General features: G+C 63.9%; 23 protein-coding genes. 11 read left to right on the forward strand and 12 right to left on the reverse strand.

Translation table 11 applies throughout. The features are described from left to right. Positions 1-53: 53 nt before the first annotated feature. Positions 54-1,211, forward strand: coding sequence for a hypothetical protein (locus EJA05_RS24295; RefSeq protein WP_125860415.1), 1,158 nt, complete (start codon positions 54-56; stop codon positions 1,209-1,211). A 222-nt stretch (positions 1,212-1,433) separates the two neighbouring features. Next, entirely contained in the window at positions 1,434-2,123 is a 690-nt protein-coding gene (locus tag EJA05_RS24300; RefSeq protein ID WP_125860417.1) for an NYN domain-containing protein, read from the forward strand. Between the two features lie 4 nt (positions 2,124-2,127). Here EJA05_RS24300 and rimI read toward each other — a convergent pair whose 3' ends face one another. After that, positions 2,128-2,583: a ribosomal protein S18-alanine N-acetyltransferase gene (gene rimI / locus EJA05_RS24305; RefSeq protein WP_125860419.1), complete on the reverse strand. Its 456-nt coding sequence runs from the start codon at positions 2,581-2,583 to the stop codon at positions 2,128-2,130. After that, complete coding sequence (locus EJA05_RS24310) at positions 2,580-3,365, reverse strand: energy transducer TonB (protein WP_125860420.1); 786 nt, start codon at positions 3,363-3,365, stop codon at positions 2,580-2,582. Before EJA05_RS24310 ends, rimI begins: the two co-directional genes overlap by 4 nt. Positions 3,366-3,649: 284 nt before the next feature. Here EJA05_RS24310 and mksB point away from each other — a divergent pair, with 284 nt between their 5' ends. The 3 genes from mksB to mksF are packed head-to-tail and all read left to right on the forward strand — an operon-like array spanning position 3,650 to position 8,464. Then, positions 3,650-4,939, forward strand: a complete 1,290-nt coding sequence (gene mksB, locus EJA05_RS24315; protein ID WP_125465570.1) for an Mks condensin complex protein MksB — start codon at positions 3,650-3,652, stop codon at positions 4,937-4,939. After that, positions 4,929-5,636 (forward strand): Mks condensin complex protein MksE, encoded by a 708-nt coding sequence (gene mksE / locus EJA05_RS24320; protein WP_125465571.1) that lies wholly within the window; start codon positions 4,929-4,931, stop codon positions 5,634-5,636. Before mksB ends, mksE begins: the two co-directional genes overlap by 11 nt. Next, positions 5,633-8,464 (forward strand): Mks condensin complex protein MksF, encoded by a 2,832-nt coding sequence (gene mksF, locus EJA05_RS24325; RefSeq protein ID WP_125465572.1) that lies wholly within the window; start codon positions 5,633-5,635, stop codon positions 8,462-8,464. The genes mksE and mksF overlap by 4 nt, the downstream gene beginning before the upstream one ends. Positions 8,465-8,560: 96 nt before the next feature. Here the strand turns inward: mksF and EJA05_RS24330 are convergent, their stop codons facing one another. The 5 genes from EJA05_RS24330 to rplU all read right to left on the reverse strand — a co-directional run bounded on the left by EJA05_RS24330 (position 8,561) and on the right by rplU (position 12,259). Next, entirely contained in the window at positions 8,561-9,007 is a 447-nt protein-coding gene (locus tag EJA05_RS24330) for a CreA family protein (protein ID WP_125861420.1), read from the reverse strand. 22 nt (positions 9,008-9,029) lie between these two features. Next, the gene (proB, locus tag EJA05_RS24335) at positions 9,030-10,148 is read right to left on the reverse strand and encodes a glutamate 5-kinase (protein WP_125465574.1); all 1,119 of its coding nucleotides are present in this window, start codon (positions 10,146-10,148) and stop codon (positions 9,030-9,032) included. An 87-nt stretch (positions 10,149-10,235) separates the two neighbouring features. Then, positions 10,236-11,462 (reverse strand): Obg family GTPase CgtA, encoded by a 1,227-nt coding sequence (gene cgtA, locus EJA05_RS24340; RefSeq protein WP_110996193.1) that lies wholly within the window; start codon positions 11,460-11,462, stop codon positions 10,236-10,238. A 186-nt stretch (positions 11,463-11,648) separates the two neighbouring features. Beyond that, positions 11,649-11,906 (reverse strand): 50S ribosomal protein L27, encoded by a 258-nt coding sequence (rpmA, locus tag EJA05_RS24345; protein WP_008092023.1) that lies wholly within the window; start codon positions 11,904-11,906, stop codon positions 11,649-11,651. A 38-nt stretch (positions 11,907-11,944) separates the two neighbouring features. Beyond that, on the reverse strand, positions 11,945-12,259 hold the full coding sequence (gene rplU, locus EJA05_RS24350; protein WP_060512528.1) for a 50S ribosomal protein L21: 315 nt from the start codon (positions 12,257-12,259) through the stop codon (positions 11,945-11,947). A gap of 244 nt (positions 12,260-12,503) precedes the next feature. Between rplU and EJA05_RS24355 the strand changes: the two genes are divergently transcribed. The 3 genes from EJA05_RS24355 (at position 12,504) to EJA05_RS24365 (ending at position 14,359) form a co-directional block, all read left to right on the forward strand. Then, a complete protein-coding gene (locus tag EJA05_RS24355) occupies positions 12,504-13,472 on the forward strand; it encodes a polyprenyl synthetase family protein (protein ID WP_125860422.1) in 969 nt (322 codons plus the stop codon). Between the two features lie 154 nt (positions 13,473-13,626). Next, positions 13,627-13,965, forward strand: a complete 339-nt coding sequence (locus EJA05_RS24360) for a zinc ribbon domain-containing protein YjdM (RefSeq protein ID WP_125465575.1) — start codon at positions 13,627-13,629, stop codon at positions 13,963-13,965. Between the two features lie 148 nt (positions 13,966-14,113). Continuing rightward, a complete protein-coding gene (locus EJA05_RS24365; protein WP_110996196.1) occupies positions 14,114-14,359 on the forward strand; it encodes a PA4570 family protein in 246 nt (81 codons plus the stop codon). Between the two features lie 70 nt (positions 14,360-14,429). Here the strand turns inward: EJA05_RS24365 and EJA05_RS24370 are convergent, their stop codons facing one another. From EJA05_RS24370 to EJA05_RS24390, 5 genes are all read right to left on the reverse strand, one after another. Continuing rightward, complete coding sequence (locus EJA05_RS24370; RefSeq protein ID WP_125860424.1) at positions 14,430-15,047, reverse strand: FKBP-type peptidyl-prolyl cis-trans isomerase; 618 nt, start codon at positions 15,045-15,047, stop codon at positions 14,430-14,432. 84 nt (positions 15,048-15,131) lie between these two features. Next, positions 15,132-15,437, reverse strand: a complete 306-nt coding sequence (locus EJA05_RS24375) for a DUF6482 family protein (protein WP_125465577.1) — start codon at positions 15,435-15,437, stop codon at positions 15,132-15,134. Between the two features lie 159 nt (positions 15,438-15,596). Next, positions 15,597-16,085 carry a TIGR00645 family protein gene (locus EJA05_RS24380; RefSeq protein ID WP_110996199.1) on the reverse strand — a complete coding sequence of 163 codons (489 nt, stop codon included), beginning with the start codon at positions 16,083-16,085 and terminating at the stop codon, positions 15,597-15,599. 181 nt (positions 16,086-16,266) lie between these two features. Next, a complete protein-coding gene (locus EJA05_RS24385; protein WP_125465578.1) occupies positions 16,267-16,605 on the reverse strand; it encodes a PA4575 family protein in 339 nt (112 codons plus the stop codon). 162 nt (positions 16,606-16,767) lie between these two features. Then, complete coding sequence (locus EJA05_RS24390; RefSeq protein WP_125465579.1) at positions 16,768-19,206, reverse strand: Lon protease family protein; 2,439 nt, start codon at positions 19,204-19,206, stop codon at positions 16,768-16,770. 256 nt (positions 19,207-19,462) lie between these two features. On the opposite strand from EJA05_RS24390, the gene EJA05_RS24395 reads away from it, so the two are divergent. The 3 genes from EJA05_RS24395 to EJA05_RS24405 all read left to right on the forward strand — a co-directional run bounded on the left by EJA05_RS24395 (position 19,463) and on the right by EJA05_RS24405 (position 22,423). Further along, positions 19,463-19,951: a DUF3015 domain-containing protein gene (locus tag EJA05_RS24395; RefSeq protein WP_125860425.1), complete on the forward strand. Its 489-nt coding sequence runs from the start codon at positions 19,463-19,465 to the stop codon at positions 19,949-19,951. Between the two features lie 77 nt (positions 19,952-20,028). Then, positions 20,029-21,882: an Lnb N-terminal periplasmic domain-containing protein gene (locus EJA05_RS24400; RefSeq protein WP_125860427.1), complete on the forward strand. Its 1,854-nt coding sequence runs from the start codon at positions 20,029-20,031 to the stop codon at positions 21,880-21,882. A gap of 184 nt (positions 21,883-22,066) precedes the next feature. Further along, entirely contained in the window at positions 22,067-22,423 is a 357-nt protein-coding gene (locus EJA05_RS24405; RefSeq protein ID WP_125465581.1) for a hypothetical protein, read from the forward strand. The last annotated feature ends 45 nt before the right edge of the window (positions 22,424-22,468 follow it).

Consider the following 22,468-nt stretch of genomic DNA (forward strand, 5'->3'; position numbering starts at 1 on the left):
CATCCACCATGGGCGCGCCCGCCGTCCTGGCGGCCACTGACATGGAGTTAAGCATGCACAAGATTGCTCTATCGGGCCTGGCCGCCCTCGCCTTCAGCGGCCTGGCACTGGCCGACGCGCAGATCGAACTGGGCGACACCCAGCGTGTCACCCGACTGTTCGCCTACCCCAACAACTGCAACGTGATCTGCTACCGCGACTGGACCTTGGAAAAAACCGTCGAGCACTACCTCACCCAGAGCGTGCAACGCGACGGCTATGCCAACGCCAAGGTCACGGTGAGCCGCGACAATCACAAGTTGCACGCCAGCATCACGGGCGTGCCGAGCGGCTATACCGAGCCTTTGCGCAAGCTGCTCGACAGCGGTGAACTGGCCTACCAAGGCGCCACCCGCCTCAACCAGAAAGGCGGCTGGGACTACAACTGGTACCTGTTCCTGCCGCTGGGCATGGCCCTGGAGAACCGCCGCAGCATCGAGCTGCTGCACTTCCCGCCGGACTACTCGCTGACCCGCTACCAGGACTACCTGAAGTCCAACACCACCGACCGCTGGGCAGACCTGCTCACCTACAACGGCATCGACGCCAGCCAGACCCCGGCCTACCAGACCATCGTCGATATCGCGCCGATCGCCGCGCCGTCCGATGCCGGCAAGGCTCTCGAAGGGATCTACGACTATTTCCGTGACTACCAGGTGAACATGGTCAAGCAGATGACCGTCACCCATGCCGGCCAAGCGCTGCCGATGGTCGCCTTCGGCGCACCGGTGCGCGCCTGGATCCAGCAGCAGTACGGGCCGAAGGTGAACGTGCTGGGCCTGGTCAGCATCACCCCCACAGCCAATGGCGCCAAGGTGCCGGTGCTGGGCGCCAACCACCCCAGCGCCATCTGGTACGCCGCCGACCCGAAAAGCTACGGCGGCGACCAGGACAAGGCCGACGCCGCCGGCCTGAAGATGATGGGCCAGGACCTCTCCGCCGCCTGCTGGCAGGCCGGCATGGGCCGCAACCCGCAGGCTGACGCCAAGCTCACCCTGGACGCTTGCAGCACCAAGTGGCAGGTAACCCAGAAGAAGCAGACCTGCGAGCTGTTCTACCGCACCATCCGCAACATGACGCCGGAGCAGGCGGCAGCCAAGTGCAATACCGGTGCGGTGACGCGCAGTTTGCGGGATTTGCGTAAACCCATCGATATCCCGCAATCGCTTTAGCGCCAGGAAATGCACAGCAACAATCCTGGGATGCTCAGGCGCGGGTCTTTGAGTGATCATCCCCAAGCCGATTGCTTGCTGGTGTGCCCGCTTGACTGTCAAGGTTGAGGTGGCATACTCATTCTCACCACTCAACCCCGTACGCGATGATTCAGTTCGTCGGCTGTTGGGGTGAAAAAACCGGCCCTTGGGCCGGTTTTTTCGTTTCAAGGGAATGGAACCTTGCGTACCGCCTGCTTCGTTGATGGATACAACGTCTTTTACGGCCTGGTCGCCGGCACCCGCTACAAATGGCTCGACCTGCCTGCGCTACTGGCTCACATCCTGCGCACGGAACAACCAGGCAGCCTGCTGAGCGCGATCAACTTCTACACCTCGGGCGTAAAGCCATCTTTGGCAAGCCGTGGCCGGCTGTCGAAGGAGGCCCAGGACACCTACCTGCGAGCCCTGATTGCGCGCAACGTATCGGTCTTTTATGGCCGCCATCAACTCGAACCACGCAACGCCCCGCGCTTCATCGACAAAAAAACGCCACCTTCCCGAGTCGATCAGGTCGCCATCTGGAAACTCGAAGAAAAGGAAACCGACGTTCGCATTGCCTTGAGCATGTACCGGCTGGCCGCCCGGCAAGCACACTTGCCGACCGAGCAGCGAGTGAGGCAGATAGTCCTGGTGTCCGCAGACACGGACATGACGCCAGCCCTGCAGGCTTTGCGCGAAGACTTCCCTGAGATCTGCCTGGGCGTGGTGCTCCCGCACCGAGAGGGGATGAAACGTATACCGCCGGGCTCACTCAGAAACCACTGCAGCTGGATGCGTCAGCTTGTGACGAATGAAGAGCTTGCCTGTCACCAGTTCCCTGAACGGGTTGCCACTCTCAAGAAGCCGGCTATCAAACCGGCATACTGGTAACCCATCAGTCCTCGAGCAGGGTACAAGCCATCACCAGCGCATCTTCACGCCCACCCGCCACCGGGTAGTAGTCGCGCCGCCGGCCGATTTCGTTGAAGCCGTAACGCTCGTACAGCCGATAGGCCGACTGGTTGCTGGCACGCACTTCAAGGAAACACTCACGGCCATTGAGCTGGTAGGCCCGTGCCATCAGGTGCTCGAGCAGGCGCAGACCCATGCCACGGCCCTGGCTCTCTGGCTTGACGGTGATATTGAGCAGGTGCGCCTCGTCGATGATCACGTTGATCACGCCATGGCCGATCTGCTGCTGACCATCGAACATCAGCCACACTTCGTACGACTTCAGCGCATCCTGGAAGATGCCGCGGGTCCAGGGGTGGCTGAAGGCTGCGTATTCGATCTTCAACACGGCATCCAGATCCGCCTCGGTCATCGGGCGGAAACTGATCGACTCACTCATTCAACGCTCTTCCAGCGCGCCATCAGCTGGCGCATGGCTTTCCAGACGTCCGCCTTGCGCTGCGGCTCGTCCATCAACAGTTCAAGGCCGGGCAAGGCCCAGGCATCGCCGAGCAGGTCGACCTTGAGTTCTTGGTAATAGGCCTCGGCGTCGGCCTGGCCGGCAAAGCGAATGGCAGGCAGGCCGATCAGCCACAGGCAGCTGCTGGGCGCCTCTTCCAGGCGTGCGGCGATGAAGCCCTGGACGAAGTCGCGGGCAGCGTCCGGCCCTTGATCCATGTTGCCGCGCATCAGCAGTGGCCAGCGCACCGGCTCGCCGATGATCTGCGGGGCGTCCGGCAGGCCGGCGGCGCGCAGCATGTCCTTGAGCAGCAGGTACGACGGGTCGCGGCTCTGGAAGGGTTGACCGGTGGCCAGTTCCACCAGCAGCAGGCAGCTGCCGGCGCGCAGCAGCTGCAAGGCAAAGCGCGGTGGTGGCACTGGGGCGGGACGCGCCACGGGGGCCTCTACCTCGGCTTCGACCGGCTTGGCGACCGGCTTCGGCATGCTGCCAGGGCGCGGGATCTCGATTTTCGGCCGCTCTGCCCGCGGCTGGGGCGCCACCGGCGCTTCCCGGGGCGCGGGCGCCGACGGCCGCACCTCGAAGTCGATATCCTCGACCGGCGCCAGCGGCAACAGCAGTTCCGGGCGCGACGGCGCGGCGAACGGCAGTTCGGCACGCGGCAGCCAATGCACCACTTGCATGGCGGAAAGGTAGGCGCGGCGGCGGGGTTCGGTCAGCAAGGCTCGGGGGTCCGGGGTTCGAAACGTCGCACATTCTAACGTTGTTGGCCGGGCTGTGCCGCAACTGGTCGGCGGATTTTTGTCAGCTGTGACGCCCCCCTTCGCAGGACAAGCCCGCGCCTACAGATTTCGCGGGCCCTGTAGGAGCGGGCTTGCCCCGCGAAAAGGCCAGCGAATCCCCTACAGCTGACAAGGTTATCCCCCATTGCAGACCAAGGGGTGAAATCCTCCCCCCCGTATGCAGTACAATCGCCCCTTTTATTTGGCAACGAGTCGACCCGCCAATGATCGAACCCAAGCGCGTCCTGCGCGCCCTAGCCGAACACTGGGCCTTGATCGAGCCGCTGTGCGAGCGCTTCGACCAGGGCACCCTGAGCCTGATCGAACTGCGCCAGCAGTTGGCCCGCCAACAGGTGGAAAGCACGCCGCAGGACATCACCCAGCTGCTCGACGTGTGGATCCGCCTGGACATCCTGGTCCCGGTGGCCAAGAGCCCGAACCGTTTCGAGCTCAACGCGCAGATCCACGACTTCCTCGCCTACCTGCGCCGCGAGCACCGGCTGGGCCTGTGCCTGGAAATCGAAGCCTACCTGCGCCACCTGGAGCGCCTGGCTGGGCATATCCAGGACGCCTTCGACAACCGCGACAGCGACGACCTGGCGCGCCAGCTGCGCTTGCTCGACATGCGCGTGCGCGACGTGCTGAAGAAACTCGACAACGACGAGCAGGCGCTGGTAGCCGTGGCCGAACGGGCCAAGACCAGCAACCGGCAGATCCCGCTGCGCCAGCGCTACGCCGAAGTGCTGGCGACCTGGGACGAATACGTCGAACCGATGATCCAGCTGGTCAACGCCGACGGCGCCTTCGAGCAGGGCGTGCGCAAGGTCGAGACTGTGCTGCTGCGCCTCCTGGGCGAGCAGGCGCGCCTGGGCCACCTGGTCGACGACGACATGCTGCTGCGCACCCACGCGCGCATCCTCGAGATGCAGACCAGCGCCCAGCTCACCCTGCGCCACGCCCGCGAACTGCTGCTGCCGCTGCGCGAAGAAGCCCGCCGGCACAACGCCGTGACCCGTGGCGCCGCGCTGGCCTTGTCGGTGATCCGCAAGAAGGGCATCGACGCCGTGCCGCAAGCGGCCATGCCGATGTTCACCCGCCCGCAGAGCACCTTCCTGGGCAGCGCCAGCCAGGTCGAAGCCTATGTCTATGCCCTGGCCCGTTTCGAGCCCAAGCCTGCGCGCTTCCCCAAGGCGCACAAGACCCAGAAGGGGCCGCTGCCCCGCGCCCCGCGCACGGTCAAGGAAATGCTCGAGCGCTGCGAGGACGCCCTGCCGCTGCCGGACCTGATGGTCTGGCTGCTGGAGCAGGAACCCGAGGGCGCCACCGACGAACTGCTGTACTGGTTCTCGCGCCTGTCGCGCGAGAAGCGCTTCGCCCGCCAGCGCCTCGATCGCCAGGAATACATCACCCGCGAACACCTGGTCAGCCTGCGCTCCTTCGCCCTGACGTCCAGCCGCGAAAACAAGCCGGCCACCACGACCGAATCCACCGCGAGCCCCGCCCATGCATCTTGATCTTTCCGAACTGTCCCAGCTCGCGCCGATCTTCCGCGAGCTGTTCAAGGGCTTCCACGTCAGCCGCCGCGACCCGGAGCTGTACGCCCAACTGTCGAATTTCCAGGACCAGTACCGCACCCTGTTCAAGGCCCTCGGTTTCGAGCTGGTCTGCGACACCCGCGGTTTCTACTACTTCGTCCCCGAGCAGGCCGCCGCGCAAGTCAACAAGACCGCCCAGCGCCTGTCGCTGTTCACCTTCATCCTGGTCGAGCACCTGGCCGACCAGGGCCGTGACCCGATGGCCGTGCTCGACGGCGGCAGCATCGGCCGCGACGAATTGCCGTCGCTTTTGGACAAGTACCGCGACCTGTTCTTCCAGGCCGAAGTGCAGACCGTCGAAGAGCTGGAAGAGAAGATCCTGCGCCGCATGACCCAACTGGGTTTTGCCCACGAAGAGGGTGGCATCTACCGCTTCCTGCCGCCGATGCACCGTTTCCTCGACGTGTGCCTGTCGGTGCAGCAGGACCGCGACCTCGCCGCCACCCTGCACAGCGACCTGCCACTGCCGATCCCGGTACTGGTGGTGGAAGAGACGCCCGAAGAACTCAACCGCACCGACGACCCGCTCGACCTCACGCCGTTCGACGGCCAGGAGAGCGAAGAGGAAGCCCTGGCCCGGGCCATCCGCGAAGAGCAACAGGAGATTGACGCATGAGCCAGGAACGCTACGGCATCCGCCGCTTCGCACTGCTCAACACCGCCGGCTACAGCCTCGGCCTGTTCCCCCTGGAACACCCGCTGTCGGTCTATGGCGCCAACAACCTGGGTAAATCGGCGTCGATCAACGCCCTGCAGTTCCCGATCCTGGCGCGCATGTCGGACATGAGCTTCGGCAAGTACAGCCTGGAACAGTCGCGGCGCTTCTACTTCGCCAGCGACACCAGCTACATCCTTTGCGAGCTGAACCTGCCCCACGGCCCGCATGTGATCGGCGTGGTCGGCCGCGGCCCGGGCGGCGGCTTCGGCCACCAGTTCTTCGCCTACCAGGGCGAGCTGGACCTGGCCCACTACCAGAAAGACGACACCTGCCTGCGCCAGAAAGAGCTGTTCACCAACCTCGAGCGCAACGGCCTGAAAGCCTACGAGCTCAAGCCGGATGAACTGCGTCGGCTGCTGGTCGGCGGCCACACCTCGGTGCCGCTGGACCTCACCCTGATCCCGCTGCGTTCGACCAGCGAGCAGAGCCTGAAGACCTTCCGCGCGCTGTTCATCAACCTGCTGCACATGCGCGAGATCACTGCGGCCAAGCTCAAGCAGCTGTTCCTCGACGCCTTCGAACACAGCCTGCGCTCGGGCAGCGTCGACTACATCGCCGCCTGCGAAGAGGCCTTCCGCGACGTGCGCCGCATGGAGGGCGACTACAACGCCCTGGTGGCCGCAGGCCCACTGGTCGAGGCCCTGGCCGGCGGCGTGGCCCAGCGCGACATCCTGCGCGGCAAGCTGCACCGCATTTCGCCCCTGCTCGACAACCTGCTGGGCACCTGGCAGGAATACGCCATGGCGCGCAAGGAAGAGCTGGTCATCCAGTCCGAGCACTACCGCGGCGAGCAGGACCGCCTGCAGAACGACCAGCGCGGCGGCACCCAGGAGCTGATGCGCCTGGAGCGCGAGATCACCGGCATCCAGCGCTGGCTGGGTGAGCTGTCGGTGCTCAAGCACCGCTTTGCCCTGGTCACCGACGTCAAGACCCTGGAACAGCAACTGCTGGCCGCCAAGGACGCCCACGACGAACTGGCCGGCGCCCTGGCCCAGTCGCGGCAGTTCTCCGCCGAAGACCTCGACGAGCGCGTGCGCGACCTCGAGAAGCGCGTGAAAGCGGTCAAGCTGCAACTCGACCACGCCGACAACAACAGCTACGCCCGCCTGCGCGAAGAGTTCTCCCAGCAGGACGTCGACCGCCTGATGCGCCTGTTCAACGGCGCGCTGTTCAGCCTGCCGCTGGGCGAACGCGGCATCGAACTGGATGACAGCGATATCTGGGTCAAGACCCTGGAAGGCGTGCTTGACCGCTTCAAGGGCGAGCGCTTCGAAGTGCCGGGCCTGTCCATCGATATCTCGCACATCGACCCGCCCGCGCTGCAGGCCCTGGCCGACCGCGCCGCCCTGCGCGACCAGAAGGAACGCCTGGATAAAGAGCTCAAGCAGCTCAAGACCCAGCAGGCCGTCGCCCTCGACCGCGCCGCCAGCAAGGCACAGACCGAAGCGCTGTACCAGCAGGTGCTGGATGCGCAGAAGGCCCTGGAAGATTTCCGCCGCGCCGAGACCCTGGCCGCCGAAGAGCCGGAGAAGATGGAGCAACTGAGCCAGCTGGAAGCGGCCCAGGACGAGCTCAAGCGCTCCAGCGACGCCTTCACCGAACGCGTCCAGCAGCTCTCCGCCAAGCTGCAGCTGGTAGGCCGGCAGATCGCCGACCTGGAAGCCAAGCAGCGCACCCTGGAGGACGCCCTGCGCCGTCGCCAGTTGCTGCCGGCCGACCTGCCCTTCGGTACGCCGTTCATGGAAGCGATCGACGACTCCATGGACAACCTGCTGCCGCTGCTCAACGACTACCAGGACAGCTGGCAGGCGCTGCAGCGCGTGGACAACCAGATCGAGGCGCTGTACGCCCAGGTACGCCTCAAGGGCGTGGCCAAGTTTGACAGCGAAGACGACATGGAGCGCCGCCTGCAGCTGCTGATCAACGCCTACTCGCACCGTACCGAGGAAGCGCTGACGCTGGCCAAGGCGCGCCGCGCGGCGGTCACCGACATCGCCCGGACCCTGCGCAACATCCGCAGCGACTACGACAGCCTGGAACACCAGCTGGCGCTGTTCAACCGCGAGATCAACAAGCGCCAGGTATCCAACCTGGAAAGCTTCCGCGTGGTGCTGGCGCCGAACAAGGAAGCGCTCAAGCACATCGACCAGATCATCCACAGCGCCGGCCAGTACGAGGAAGGCGAGACCCTGTCGGTGTTCGACCTGACCCAGAACAGCGACCAGGATCACAAGAACGAAGAGGCCAAGGAATACCTGGCGCGGCTGGTGGCGGCCAACCACAACCAGCTGGGCCTGAAGGACCTGTTCGAACTGGCGTTCGAGATCACCAAGATCAACAGCCAGCCGGTGATCCACGCCGACATCGACGGCGCCGCCTCCAACGGCACCACCATGACCATCAAGGCGCTGACCAACATGTACCTGTTGCTGCACCTGATGGACCGCGACCTGGCCGGGCGCATTCGCCTGCCGTACTACCTGGACGAGGCGGCGGACATCGACGAACGCAACCAGGCCGCGCTGCTGGAAACCAGCCAGCAGCTGGGCTTCGTGCCGATCCTGGCGAGCGTGAAGCCGCAGGTGTCGGCGCGGGTGGCGATCGATCTGGAAGGCGGTAGCGGGCCGAATGGCATCTACATCGACGAGGCGGACTGGAAATACATCAGCCGTCGCGATGAGGTGAAGGCCATCGTGCGTGAGGATGAGGCCGAGGAACTGGCCTGATTCAGACAGCAGAAAGCATCGCGGGGCAAGCCCGCTCCCACGCCATGAGTGCTTGGCGTGGGAGCGGGCTTACCCCGCGATCATTTCAACTGGCTGTTACTGTTGTGCCCAAGGCAGAATCGGAATCGCCGTCACTGCATTCTGCGGGCTGCCTTCGATCACGCGGTCGCTGTACACCAGGTACACCAGCGTATTGCGCTTCTTGTCGAGGAAACGCACCACCTGCATGGTCTTGAACACCAGCGAGGTGCGCTCCTTGAACACCTCCTCGCCGTCCTTCAATTCATCCTTGAACTGGATCGGCCCGACCTGACGGCAGGCGATCGACGCTTCGGCACGGTCCTCGGCCAGGCCCAGCCCACCTTTCAGGCCGCCGGTCTTGGCCCGCGACAGGTAGCAGGTCACGCCCTCGACCTTGGGGTCGTCAAAGGCTTCGACGACGATACGGTCGTTGGGCCCGACGAACTTGAACACGGTGGACACCTGGCCGATCTCCTCGGCCCCGGCCAGCATCGGCAGCGCCAGGGCTGCCACGGCAATCATCCTTTTCAGCACGTTCGCTTCCTCAGACCAGAACCAGGTTGTCGCGGTGCACCAGCTCAGGCTCGGCGCTGTAGCCCAGCACGCTTTCGATGGCATCGGACGGCTGGCCGATGATCTTCTGTGCTTCCAGCGCGCTGTAGTTGGCCAGGCCACGGGCCACTTCCAGGCCATCCGGGCCGACGCAGACCACCATCTCGCCACGACGGAAACTGCCCTGCACGGTCTTCACGCCGACCGGCAGCAGGCTCTTGTTGGCTTGGCGCAGGGCCTGCACGGCACCGTCATCCAGCACCAGGGTGCCACGGGTCTGCAAGTGGCCGGCCAGCCACTGCTTGCGCGCGGCCAGCATGCCGCGCTCGGGCGACAGCAGGGTACCCAGGCGCTCGCCGGCCTTCAGGCGGTCCAGAACGCGCTCGATACGGCCACCGATGATGATGGTGTGCGCACCGGAACGGGCAGCCAGGCGCGCGGCGCGCAGCTTGGTCTGCATGCCGCCACGGCCCAGGGCACCACCGGTACCGCCGGCCACGGCGTCGAGCGAGGGGTCGTCGGCACGGGCTTCGTAAATAAGCTGGGCTTCGGGGTTGTTGCGCGGGTCGGCGTCGAACATGCCGTCGCGGTCGGTAAGGATCACCAGCAGGTCGGCCTCGACCAGGTTGGCCACCAGCGCGGCCAGGGTGTCGTTGTCGCCGAAGCGGATCTCGTCGGTGACCACGGTGTCGTTCTCGTTGATCACCGGCACCACGCCCAGGTCGACCAGGGTGCGCAGGGTGCTGCGCGCGTTCAGGTAACGCTTGCGGTCGGAAAGGTCGTCATGGGTCAGCAGGATCTGTGCGGTGTGCTTGCCGTGCTCGCCGAAGCTCGATTCCCAGGCCTGCACCAGGCGCATCTGACCGAGCGCGGCAGCGGCCTGCAGCTCGTTCATCGCGCTCGGTCGGGAGGTCCAGCCCAACTGGCTCATGCCGGCGGCCACGGCCCCGGAGGAGACCAGCACCAGTTCCACGCCTGCTTCACGCAGGGCCACCATCTGCTCGACCCACACCGCCATGGCGCCACGGTCCAGGCCCTTGCCATCGGCAGTCAGCAGCGCGCTGCCGATCTTCACGACCCAGCGCTTGGCGCCAGTCACCTTGCTTCGCATCTTCTCTTCCAACCTATGTCGAATCTGTAGATACCTGAGATACAAAAACGCCGCTCCAGAGAGCGGCGTTCAGTGTACTGCAACCGATCAGTCGCGCACGTAAATGATTTCCGGGCCGTCTTCGTCGTCCTCGAAATCATCATCCCAGCCGTCATCGTCGCCGATGTCGTGCACGCTCTTGACACCGGTACGGCGCAGGGTACGCGCGTCATCCAGGGCCTGCAGCTGGGCACGGGCCTCGTCTTCGATGCGCTGGTCGAGGTCGGCCAGCTCTTCGGCGTAGGCCGGGTCGTTGGCCAGACGGTCGGCGCGGTCTTCGAGGTAGCGCATCAGGTCGTGGCTGAGCTTCTCGGTGCCTTGCTTGGAGATCGCCGAGATCACGTACACCGGGCCTTCCCACTGCAGGCGCTCGACCACTTCCTTGACCCGCTCGTCGCGCTCGTCGTCCATGACCATGTCGGCCTTGTTCAGCACCAGCCAGCGCTCACGCTCGGCCAGCGACGGGCTGAAGCGGGTCAGCTCGTTGACGATCACTTCGGCGGCATCGGCCGGGCTGCTTTCGTCCAGCGGCGCCATGTCGACCAGGTGCAGCAGCACGCGGGTACGGGCCAGGTGCTTGAGGAAGCGGATACCCAGGCCGGCACCGTCGGAGGCGCCTTCGATCAGGCCGGGAATATCGGCGATGACGAAGCTCTTCCAGCGGTCGACGCTGACCACGCCCAGGTTCGGCACCAGGGTGGTGAACGGGTAGTCGGCGACTTTCGGCTTGGCGGCCGATACCGAGCGGATGAAGGTGCTCTTGCCGGCATTCGGCAGGCCCAGCAGGCCGACGTCGGCCAGCACTTTCATTTCCATCTTCAGGTCGCGCTGGTCACCCGGCTTGCCTGGGGTGGTCTGGCGTGGCGCACGGTTGGTGCTGGACTTGAAGCGGGTGTTGCCCAGGCCGTGCCAGCCGCCCTGGGCGACCATCAGTTTCTGGCCCGGGGTGATCAGGTCGCCGATGACTTCCTGGGTGGAGGCGTCGATCACGGTGGTGCCGACCGGCACGCGCAGGAACAGGTCGTCGCCCTTCTTGCCGGTGCAGTCGGTGCTGCCGCCGTTGGAGCCGCGCTGGGCTTCGTGATGACGGGTGTAACGGTAATCGACGAGGGTGTTGAGGTTCTCGTCGGCCACCATGTACACCGAGCCGCCGTCGCCACCGTCACCGCCGTTGGGGCCGCCGTTCTCGATGAATTTCTCGCGGCGGAAGCTCATGCAACCGTTACCGCCGTCACCGGCTTTTACCCGGATCGATACTTCGTCAACAAACTTCATTCAAAACCGCCTCTCGTCGAATGACGAGTCGAAAACCAGAAAACCTGAGGCTCTTGCAAAAATGAGCGCGGCGGCCCCGCACGACCAGAAACCAACGCCAGCAGCCCAAACAAACAGCTTTGCAAGAGGCTCAACACAAACGAAAAAGCCCCGTCGCATGACGGGGCTTCTGGAGCGACGTCGCGATTAAGCGGCGACGATGCTCACGTAACGGCGGTTGAACTCGCCTTTCTTCTCGAACTTGATCACGCCTTCGATCTTGGCGAACAGGGTGTGATCCTTGCCCATGCCAACGCCGTAGCCGGCGTGGAACTGGGTGCCGCGCTGACGGACGATGATGTTGCCGGCCTTGACGACCTGGCTGCCATACATCTTCACGCCAAGGCGTTTCGATTCTGAGTCGCGACCGTTACGGGTACTACCACCAGCCTTCTTGTGAGCCATGGTTCAATTCTCCAAATAAATTCAGGGGATCTAGGGGATTAAGCCTGGATGCCGGTGATTTTGATCTCGGTGAACCACTGGCGGTGGCCCATGCGCTTCATGTGGTGCTTACGACGACGGAACTTGATGATACGAACCTTGTCGTGACGGCCTTGCGAAATCACTTCGGCCACAACTTTGGCACCAGCGACAACTGGAGCACCGATGGTGACTTCTTCACCGTTGGCGACCAGCAGAACGCGATCGAAGGTCACGGATTCGCCAGTGGCGACTTCCAGTTTTTCGATCTTGAGGAATTCACCTTCAGCGACTTTGTACTGCTTGCCGCCGGTAACGATTACTGCGTAAGACATGGTATTTCTCCGATAATCCTGCTCACCCAGCGCTTTATATGATGAGTATTGGCTGGCATGGCTGCATGGGGCTGGAACGGCCCGGTGCAATTGCGTAAGGCAGGTGCTGCCCAGGAAGTTAGGGTGCGCGATTGTACGCAACCGCAGAAATGCTTGCAAGTACTGGCCAGGGCCCACGGGCACCGCGCCTTGACACACCGATACCCGCGACCTAGCATGCCGCGCAACCTCAATGGAGCAGCCGATGCAACCCCAATCCTTCTACCGCGCGGTAGCTGACGATTTCAGCGCCGTCGACGAGATCATCAAGAAGCAGCTGACCTCGCGCGTGCCGCTGGTATCGAAGATCGGCGACTATATCACTTCCGCTGGCGGCAAGCGCCTGCGCCCGCTGCTGGTGCTGCTGTGCGGCAAGGCCCTGGGCCGCGAAGGCGACGACCTGCGCCTGCTGGCCGCCACCATCGAGTTCCTGCACACCGCCACCCTGCTGCATGACGACGTGGTCGACATGTCCGGCATGCGCCGTGGCCGCTCCACCGCCAACGCCCTGTGGGGCAACGCGCCGAGCGTGCTGGTGGGCGACTTCCTTTATTCGCGCTCGTTCGAAATGATGGTCGAACTGGGCTCGATGCCGGTCATGCAGATCCTCTCCAAGGCCACCCGGGTGATCGCCGAAGGCGAAGTGCTGCAGCTGTCGCGCGTGCGCGATGCCAGCACCACCGAAGAGGTGTACATGGAGGTCATCCGCGGCAAGACCGCGATGCTGTTCGAGGCCTCGACCCACAGCGCCGCCGCGCTGGCCCAGGCCACCGACGAACAGCGTGAAGCCCTGCGCACCTTCGGCGACCACCTGGGCGTGGCCTTCCAACTGGTCGACGACCTGCTGGACTACAAGGGCGACTCGGAAACCCTGGGCAAGAACGTCGGCGACGACCTGGCCGAGGGCAAGCCGACCCTGCCGCTGATCTACACCATGCGTGAAGGTACGCCTGAGCAGGCCGCCCTGGTGCGCAAGGCGATCCAGAAAGGTGGCATCGAAGACCTGGAACAGATCCGCATTGCCGTCGAGGCGTCGGGCGCCCTGGCCTACACCGCCCAGATGGCCCGTGACTATGTGGCCCGTGCCATTGCCTGCCTGGAAGTGCTGCCGGCCAGCGAATACCGGGATGCACTGATTGAGCTGAGCGAGTTCGCGGTAGCGCGCACCCACTGATTCATCGCGTCATCTTCATCGCGGGGCAAGCCCGCTCCCACGCCAGCACACATCCTGGCGTGGGAGCGGGCTTGCCCCGCGATGCATTTGTGCAGGAAAAAACTAAACCCTATACAATGTGCGCCTTTAATGCCCTGCAACCCAAGGAACCGAAGTGAGCACTCTGCCACCCTGCCCTAAATGCAACTCCGAATACACCTACGAAGATGGCGCGCAACTGATCTGCCCCGAGTGCGCCCATGAGTGGTCGGCCAGCGGCGAAGCCGAAGCCAGCGACGACGTGGTGAAGAAGGATTCGGTGGGCAACGTCCTGCAGGACGGCGACACCGTCACCGTGATCAAGGACCTCAAAGTCAAGGGTTCCTCGCTGGTGGTCAAGGTCGGCACCAAGGTCAAGAACATCCGCCTGTGCGACGGCGACCACGACATCGACTGCAAGATCGATGGCATCGGCGCGATGAAGCTCAAGTCCGAGTTCGTACGCAAGGTCTGACCTCCCTTTCGGGGCTGCCCCCCGGGTGGCCCTGACAGATCCTGCAACAGGATCGCCTGCACCCTTCGCAACATTTTCGCCAGTTGTCACTTGCTATTTTGATAATAAGAATTATTCTCATTGGGACCGCTATCCAAGGAGAATAGCCATGACTTATCTGATCGACGCCTGGCTGGAACGCCCCCACCCCTACTTACGCATCCTGCATCGCGAGACGGGCGAAGTGTGCGCCGTGCTCGAGGAAGACGCACTCGACGAGCTGCGTGACCAGGGCGACCTGGACATGACCGGGTTGAATTCCAGTGAACCGGGGGTACTGAAGGAGCTGGTGAGGAACCTGTTTCTGTTCTGCTATGCGCGGGCATTGCGCCCTGGGGGAACGGATTGGAACTGAAAAATCGCGGGGCAAGCCCGCTCCCACGGAGATTACGTGGGAGCGGGCTTGCCCCGCGATTGTGTAGGTCTTACAGAACGTCGAGCAGCTCGACGTCGAACACCAGGACGCTGTGCGGCGGGATGCTACCGACGCCTTGGGCGCCGTAAGCCAGCTCGCTTGGCACGTACAGGCGCCATTTGCTGCCGGCGTTCATCAGCTGCAGGGCTTCGGTCCAGCCAGCGATCACGCCACCCACCGGGAACTCGGCCGGCTGGCCGCGCTCGTAGGAGCTGTCGAACACGGTGCCGTCGACCAGGGTGCCGTGGTAGTGGGTGCGGACATTGTCTTCGCGAGTCGGCTTGGCGCCTTCACCGGCGGTCAGTACTTCGTACTGCAGGCCCGAAGCCAGGGTGACGATACCTTCACGCTTGGCATTGTCGGCCAGGAATTCCTTGCCCACTGCAGCGGCGGCTTCGGCCTTGGCAGCAGCTTCGGCTTGCATCACCTCACGGATCACCTTGAAGGCAGCCGACAGGTCGGCTTCGCTGACACGGCTTTCGACGCCATTGAAGGCGTCGGTCAGGCCGGCAACGATGGCGTCCAGGTTGACGCCTGGTGGCGGGTTGTCACGCAGTTGGCCACCCAGCTGGCGGCCGATGCCGTAGCTGACGCGGGTTTCGTCGGTGGTCAGGATGAGTTCGGACATTTCGCTCTCCGCTGTAGGGCGAACGAACTCCGCCCTGTAAGAAAAAGGGCATGAAGCCTAGCACACAGCGGTGCGGTGAATCAGCTACCAGGCCGAACGCTGGGAAATCGGCACCTTCAGGTCTTCTTCCGGGTGCGTACCCATGCCACACATCTCGTCTTGCACCGACCAGTGCATCAGGTTCATCGAGACCATCGGGATAGCCTTGAGCAACCCCCGCGCATCCTCCACCGAATGCACGCGCAAGCGCTCGCCACTGGGGCTGGAGAGGGGATGGGCACGGCCCTTCACCCGGGCCTCGAGCAGATAATCACCACCTTCGATGGCGATGAGGTTGAGTTCGTCGACATGGCCAGCCCTGGCCTCGGCGTTGAGCTGCTGCAGGTTCATGGGTGCACCTCACTGCGGGAACTCCGCTTGAGTGCTCATTTTTTGTACAGGGCGCTTTAAAGCACAAGCCTCCGTCGGTCAGAAAACATCGCGGGGCAAGCCCGCTCCCACGTCTCCGTGGGAGCGGGCTTGCCCCGCGATGGCAGATGTCCAGGCAGATCAGTGCTTGGTGAGGCGATCCAGGTAGCCCATGACGAACGCCGAGACGACAAAGGTCATGTGGATGATCACGTACCACATCAGGTATTCGGTGGAGATGTTCTGCGCATCCATGAACACCCGCAGCAGGTGGATCGAAGAGATGGCGACGATGGACGCGGCCACTTTCATCTTCAACGACGAAGAGTCCATCTTGCCGAGCCAGTTGAGCTTCTCCTTGCTCTCGTCGATGTCCAGTTGCGAGACGAAGTTCTCGTAGCCGGAGATCATCACCATCACCAGCAGGCCGCCAACCAGCGACATGTCGATCAGCGACAGGATCACCAGGATCAGGTCGGCCTCGGCGAGGGAAAACACGTTGGGCAGGACATGGATGATTTCCTGGAAGAACTTCAGGGCCAGTGCCAGCAGGCCCAGCGAGAGGCCGAAGTAGATCGGTGCGAGCAGCCAGCGCGAGGCATACATCGCGTTTTCGAGGATACGTTCCATGGACAGTGGGGACTCATAAGGTGACTGGAAAAGCGTGCGCGAGTATAGCCAGCCACCCGTGACAGCAAAAGCCTGCGGCGGCTTGCCGCAGCCCGAGATGCCCCCCGAAACCCGATCGCCGGCAAGCCGGCTCCCACAGGGTAGGTGTGGGAGCCGGCTTGCCGGCGATGAGGGCATGCGGTCAGTTTTCGGGATGGAACTGGTAATCCCCAAGATTGCGGCACCGCTCGCCGTTGATCTTGCGCAACTGCGCCTGCAGGTGCAGGCACCAGATCTGCGGATCTTCAGCGACTTGGTAACCATGAAGGGTGAGGCTGTCGACAATGGCATTCATCACCGACTCGGCCACCATAGGGCCATGGAACGGCCCCTGGGCCTTGATCGCCGAGGGTTGTTCGCCGGCCATGCCGGCGGCGAACAGCAAGGTCCACATGCCGTTGTCACCGGCCAGTGGGCGAATACTGCATTCGATGCGGGTCACCAGGCCCAGGCACTGGCGGGTAAGGCTGAGGTTGCGCATGGCGGCGTCCCCTCTGTGGAGCCCTGTTCAGCCCGTAAGCAACGGGCTGTTTCCATCCTGAACCCTGTAACCGTCCTTAAGTTCCACTGTAGCCGACCTACGGAAAAGTTAGAAAACCGGCGCTGAACGGTAGCACTTGGCCGCCAGCGCCGGATTATTGACTTAAGCCGGATTAGCCTGGGCGATGACTTCCTCGAGCCGCTCCTTCTCGGCCTCCTTGATCTCTTCCTCGCTGATCATTTCGGAAATCACCCGCAGGCGCTCGACCACCCGGGCATTGACGCTGCCTTCGGCGAACTCGCCCTTGTCATCCAGCGCGCCCGCCTCCTCGCCCACCAGCAGGCTCAGGGCCTCGTCGGCCTGGCTGACGGCGTAGACGTGGAAGCGCCCGGCCTCGACCGCCTGCAACACACGCTCGTCGAGCATCAGCGTGGCAACGTTGGCCTTGGGAATGATCACCCCCTGTTCGCCAGTCAGGCCGCGGGCTTCGCAAAGGCGGAAGAAGCCTTCGATCTTCTCGTTGACCCCGCCCACCGCCTGCACTTCGCCAAACTGGTTGATCGAACCGGTGATGGCGAAGCACTGCTTGAGCGGCGTGCGCGACAGCGCCGAAATCAGTGTACAGGCCTCGCCCAGCGAGGCGCTGTCACCGTCGACATAACCGTAGGACTGCTCCAGGGCGATGCTCGCCGAGATCGCCAGGGGGAACTCCTGGGCATAGCGGCTGCCCAGGTATCCGGTGAGGATCATCACCCCCTTGGAGTGGATCGGCTGGCCCAGGTTGACCTCGCGCTCGATGTCGACGATGCCGCTGCCGCCCGGGTAGACGGTGGCCGAAATACGCGCCGGCATGCCGAACGCCGAATCGCCCACCTCCAGCACGGTCAGGCCGTTGCACTTGCCGATCGCCGCGCCTTCGGTGTCGATCAGGATGATCCCGGCGAGCATGTCGTCGAGCACCCGCTGCGAAACCCGCCCGGTACGCGTGGCCTTGGCCTTGAGCGCACGTTCGATGTGGCCGGCGTCGGTCATGCTTTCATTGGCCAGCTGGCGGACGAAGTCAGCCTCGCTGACCAGCTGGAACAGGTCGCCGATACGTGCCGACAGCCGCGACTGGTTTTCTGCCAGGCGCGCGCTGTAGGTGGCCAGACGCGCCACGGCGTCGCTGGTCAGTGGCGCCATGCCTTCTTCGTTGGTGCGGGTGCGCAACAGCTGGGCAAACTGCTCCAGGCTCTCGTCGACCATGGGCAGGTCTTCGTCGAAGTCGACCAGCACCCGGAACATCTCCTGGAAGTCCGAATCGTGGTCCTGCAGCGCGTAGTACAGCTGGCGCGAACCGATGATCACCAGCTTGACCCCCAGCGGGATCATCTGCGGCGTCAGGCTGACCGTGGCCACACGCCCCAGCTCGCCCAGCGGCGACTCCATCTTCAGCTTGCGCGACTGCAGGGCGCGCTTGAGTGCATCCCAGACGAAGGGCTCACCGAGCATCTTGTCGGCTTCAAGAATCAGGAAACCACCATTGGCGCGGTGCAGTGCCCCCGCCCGCAGCTGGCGGTAGGAGGTGTACAGGGCGCCCTGGTCGGTGTTGTATTCGATGCGGCCGAACAGGTTGTCGTAGGTCGGGTGCGGCTCGAACACCACCGGTGCGCCGCCGTTGCCGCAATGGCCCACCACCAGGTTGGGCGCGTACTGCTCTTCGAGCATCTTGCGCGCCACGGCGTCGGTCTTGCTGTCGTCGACCAGTTGCTCGACCACCGTGCGCAGCAGGTTCAACTGCATGGATTGCAAGTAAGCGCAGACGGCCGCGTTCTCCGCATACTTTTCCGACAGCGGTGCCAGCAGCGGCTGCAGTGCCAGGGTGATGGTTTCTTCGTTGAGCTGGCGCAGCTGGTTGTTCGACTCGCGCTTCCACTGCGGCAGGCTGGCCAGCTCTTCGTTCAGGCGCTCTTCGAGCAGGGCGATGTCTTCATGGAAACGCTCGCGCAATTCTTCCGGCAGCTGGGCGAACTCGGCTTCGTCCAGTGCCTTGCCGTCGGCCATGGGGGTGAAGGCGACGTTGCTGCTGTCGCGGTACAGGGCCACGTCCTTTTCCAGCGAGGCGCGCTCGATCACGTCCAGCGCACGGTCGTAGCGCTGGTTGAAGGCGCGGTCGATGGCGCTTTTCTTCTGCTGGTAGGAGGGGTGCTCGAACACCGCCGGGAAGGTCGCCACCAGGTTGTCGATCAGGCCATTCATGTCACTGATGAATGCATGTGCGCTGCCGGCGGGCAGCTCCAGCGCACGCGGCTCGCGGGAATCCTCGAAATTGTTGACGTAGAGCCAGTCGGACGGCGTGGCCTGGCGCTTGCCCTCGGCCTTCAGGTAGCGCTTCACGAACGAGAAACGGCCGGTGCCGGGCTCGCCCATCACATACACGTTGTAACCGGGGCGCGGCATCGCCACGCCGAATTGCAGGGCCTCGACGGCACGCTCCTGGCCCAGCACACCACGAAATGGCTCCAGATCGTCGGTATTGGAGAAAGCAAACTGTTCAGCGGAGAAACGCCGGGTCAGGGCTTCGGGCGCGAGACGCAGGCGCGAGGCGACAGGATCGGGCATTGGGTTTCCTTACTTCGGCGGGGCGGATGGAAAGCATTCTGGCGCCGCCAGCGCGCAGCTTGCAAGGCTCTGCGGGACTTTATGTCGCAGCCCAACAATGGCGATCACGCAAGACATTTTTCGCAATAAACAACGCAACCTTTGGATCCTGCCTAAACTCCTAGCTGCGCGGGGGGGTGGCACGACTTCCTGTGCTGGCAACCGCGTTGCCAGAACCCTGACCATTGGTACGTCACTTGAGAATGAGAACAACGCTATGAAACGGATTCTTCTGGGTACTCTGTTCGCCGCTGTCTCTATCAACGCCATGGCCGAAGCGCCGGGTGGCCCCAACTGCGGCTGGGGCAACCTGCTGTTCGAAGGCCAGCGCGGCACCCCGGCCCACTTCCTGGCCTCCACCACAAACGGCACGTCCGGCAACGCAACCTTCGGCATGACCTCGGGCACCAACGGTTGCTCGACCAAGGCCTCCCTCACCTATGGCGGCAAGTCGTGGTTCGCCATGAACGGCATGATGAACGAACTGTCCGAAGACATGGCCAAGGGCCAGGGCGAAGCCCTGACCACCTACGCCGTGGTCCTCGGCGTGGCGCCTGAAGACCGCGCGCATTTCGCCGCCGTCACCCACGAGCATTTCCAGCAGATTTTCAGCAGCGCCGACATCACTGCCGAAACCGTCCACAGCAACACCCTGGCAGTGCTCAAGAGCGACCCGCAACTGGCCAAATACGCCACCGAGGCATGAGCCCCACGCCTCCCGCCCCGGCAGCGGGGCGGGCTTGGCGATCCACCTTCGGCATCATTCAGACGTAGTTGCCCGACATGCTCAAACGCTTCGCTACCCTGGCGCTGTTCGTCAGCGCACCCTTGCACGCCGCACCACAGCCAGACCCGGCCCGCCTGCAACAGCTGGCCGCCACACCCTACTGGATCGCCCTGGGCCACTATGAAACGGCCAAGCTCGGCGGCTGGCGCAGCTATGTGGACGACAACCGGTTCTTTCTTGCAGAAGACGGCGCGCACCATCCAGACCAGGAGCTCAAGGCCACGGTCGCAGCGCTGTATGCCCCGGCCAGCCTCGGCGACAAGCACCCGCAGTGCGTATTCCCGGCACGCACCCGCTGGTTGCGCGAACAGCTGGGCCTGACCGACCTGCCGAAGCCGGCTTGCCAGGAGTTCGCCACCTGGTACACATCGGTCGACCCGCACAGCGCGACGCTGATCTTCCCGGCGGCCTACCTCAACAGCCCGTCGTCGATGTTCGGCCACACCTTGCTGCGCATCGACCAGTCCAACACCCGCCGCGACGACACCACGTTGCTCAGCTACGCGATCAACTTCGGTGCCTATATCGAAGGCAGCGACAACAGCATCCTCTACGCCTGGAAAGGCCTGATGGGTGGCTACCCCGGGCTGTTCGCGATCATGCCCTACCAGGAAAAACTGTCCGAGTACCGCAGCCTGGAAAACCGTGACCTGTGGGAGTACCAGCTGGACCTTACGCCGGAAGAGACCGGACGGATGGTCGAGCATGTGTGGGAGCTCAAGCAGATCAAGTTCGACTATTTCTTCTTCGACGAAAACTGCTCCTACCGCCTGCTCGAACTGCTGCAGGTGGCGCGCCCGAGCCTGGACCTCACCTCCCAGTTCCCGCTGACCGCCATCCCCACCGACACCGTCAAGGCAGTCAAGCAGTCCGGGCTGGTCACCGATGTGCGCTACCGCCCGTCCCGCGAGCGTGAGCTGCTGGCCCGGGCCGAGCCGCTGGAGCCTGCGGAGAAACAGCAGGTATTGGCCCTCAGCGCCGACACTGGGCAACTGCAAAGCCCCGAATTCACCGCCCTGCCCCGCGACCGCCAGGCCCTGGTGCAGGACGCCGCCTACCGCCTGGAGCGATACCGGGCCAACGGCCAGGAACGCGACCCAGCCCAGGCCGCGCGCAGCTTCGAGCTGCTCAGGGCGATCAACCGCAACCCGCCGCCAGCGCTGCAAATTGAGCGGCCCGGCCTGCCTGAAGATGGCCACCAGTCGCGGACCTGGCAGCTGGGTGTCGGCACCCGTGAAGATCGCGCCTTCGCCGAGTACGGCCTGCGCATGGCCTACCACGATCTCAACGACAACATGTACAGCTTCCCCCTCGGCGCGCAGATCGAGATCCTCCAGCTCAAGCTGCGCCAGTACGAAGGCAACGACTGGCAGGTGCAGCGCCTGGACCTGGCCACCATTCGTTCGCTGACCCCGCGCAATGAGCTGCTCAAGCCCTGGTCGTGGCAGGTGGCGGGCGGGCTGGAACGGGTGCCGGGCAAGCATGATGACGAAGTGCTGGTCAGCCACGTCAACGGAGGCGCCGGCGGTACCTGGCAACTGAGTGACGGGCTGCTGGGCTTTGCCCTGGGCACGCTGCGTGTGGAGCATCACAACGACTTCGCCGAGTTCGTCTCACCGGCGGCCGGTTTCAATGGCGGCCTGTTGTGGCGCAATGGGCTGGGCAACCTGACGCTGGAGGCCAAGGGCGACTACTTCACCAACGGCGAGGTGCGGCGCAGCGTGAGCCTGAACCAGCAGTGGGAGATCAGCCGGGACCTGGGCGTGCGGTTGAGTGCTTCGCGCCAGTTCAGCCATCTGGCCACGGCGCAGAACGAAGTGATGCTGGAGTTGAAGTGGTATCAGTATTGATCAACTCAGCTTTCCTCGTGGGGGCAACGGTGCGGCGACCCGACTTGCCCCGCGATAAGCCGTCTAGCGCATCGCGGGACAAGCCCGCTCCCACGAACACGTGCAATCCTTCGACAGCGTTTTGACATATCCCCAACAGTTCCCCGCCTAGACTTTGCGCTATCACTTCAAGGGTCTGGTGGATATGTCGCGGTACTGGTTGGGCCTGTGTGTCCTGTTGCTGTTGGCAGGCTGCGAGACCACTCACGAACAGATGGTCAACCAAGGGTATCCCCCCGCCTACGCCGACGGTTTCGAGGACGGCTGCAGCAGCGGTCGCCAGGCCGCCGGGCCGATGGCCGGCGATTTTCGCAAGGACGTTGCGCGCTACCTGCACAACCGCCAGTACGAAAGCGGCTGGGACGACGGTTTTCGCCAATGCCAGGCCATGCAGAACAGCGAAGAGCAGCGCCAATACCATGACCGCTATTGGGACGAACGCGACCGCGACTGGCAGCGCGAGAAGGACCAGGGCGCCGCCCGCGCCTATCGCCGCAACTGACGTCGCAAACGGACAACCATTGCAACCCACGACCTGCCACCATGG

Origin of the sequence: Pseudomonas oryziphila, from assembly GCF_003940825.1 — a bacterium.
GTDB lineage: Bacteria > Pseudomonadota > Gammaproteobacteria > Pseudomonadales > Pseudomonadaceae > Aquipseudomonas > Aquipseudomonas sichuanensis.